This window comes from Pseudozobellia thermophila (genome assembly GCF_900141855.1).
In the GTDB taxonomy this organism is placed as follows: Bacteria; Bacteroidota; Bacteroidia; order Flavobacteriales; family Flavobacteriaceae; genus Pseudozobellia; species Pseudozobellia thermophila.
On sequence record NZ_FQYU01000034.1, the window covers coordinates 1 to 1,107 of the forward strand.

General features: G+C 35.6%; 2 protein-coding genes. One reads left to right on the plus strand and one right to left on the minus strand.

Annotated elements, in window-relative coordinates:
* Window positions 1-180, plus strand: a 180-nt coding sequence (locus BUB37_RS21860; protein ID WP_212635344.1) for a hypothetical protein, incomplete at its 5' end; no start/stop codon positions are given.
* 299 nt (window positions 181-479) lie between these two features.
* Here BUB37_RS21860 and BUB37_RS21265 read toward each other — a convergent pair.
* Window positions 480-947, minus strand: coding sequence for a type II secretion system protein GspG (locus BUB37_RS21265; RefSeq protein WP_072996095.1), 468 nt, complete (start codon window positions 945-947; stop codon window positions 480-482).
* Window positions 948-1,107: the final 160 nt, after the last annotated feature.

Genomic DNA, 1,107 nt, shown 5'->3' on the forward strand with positions numbered 1-1,107 from the left:
TTTTTACGGGCCGGAGGTATCATCGACCATCGGTTGAGCTATGAACAGTACGGGAGCAAACTGGCGTTTGCTTTCCGCCACGAACATAGCGAAATCTTTTTGTTTTGTTTTTTTCTTTGTCTCGCTAAAAAGCAAAATCCCAAAGATTTTGCGGACTTCATAAATATACATAAACCCTGAGATAAAGCCCGAAGCCCGTATTGTTTATAGGTTGTGTTGTAGCACGTTTTTATTTGTTTAATTTTTCTTTGATTAACATAAAGCTCAACATTGAAAAAATGCATATCCCAACTGTCAATAATCCATATTTGAGTAATCCCGTAAATAATATTGCAACAAACCTTGAAGTATATTGATTATAGCGAAATGTACTCCATTGTTGAACGACTTCATGTATTACATTATAGTTTTCCATTAAGAAATAACAGATAATACATAATAGACTAATTATGTAAAGTCGTACAATTTTTAAATTTCTTTTATTGCGATTTAATGTCATCTTCCGTATTAAATTTTCCATCCGAACCAGCAGAAGTGATTAAAAATCCTTGTCCATTTTCCGTAACCTTAAATTCATATTCTCGATTCCAAGCGTCTTTTTTCCAATCTTGTCTTAAAGGACTATTTCCGATTAATTCATTCAAGTCAGTTGGGTATTTCCCGTATTTTTCATTCCAACTTTCCATTCTCTTCGTCATTTCAGCTATTTCTTTTTCAGTTTTATCAGGATAGATAGACGTTCTTTGATACGTGAAAAATAAAAATGCGCTTAGACTTCCAACTATTAAAAAAGAGATGACCAATATTAAACTCGGTTGTAGAAAATATTTCTGAACAGGTCTTTTAGTACCATCTTCTTTTTCTTTTTTACTTATTCGTTTTCGATGTTTATAATCCTCACGAATTAGTCCAAACTCTGCTAAAGTCGAAAGTATTAATTCAATCATTTAGTTGGTTTTGGTAAATGTGCTACAACGGCCAGACGGATATGGCGAGTTGCGAGGTATGCCTGGCATACCTAGGCAAGGGGTCGCCATTAGACGCACATTCGCTATAGGCGGTGATGTCGATGGTACCGACCGCGAACGGCTCCGTCCGGGTTTTCTT

Excerpts from the sequence above, each read along its gene's own strand:
- BUB37_RS21265 (WP_072996095.1), bottom strand. The coding sequence starts at position 947 with ATGATTGAATTAATACTTTCGACTTTAGCAGAGTTTGGACTAATTCGT.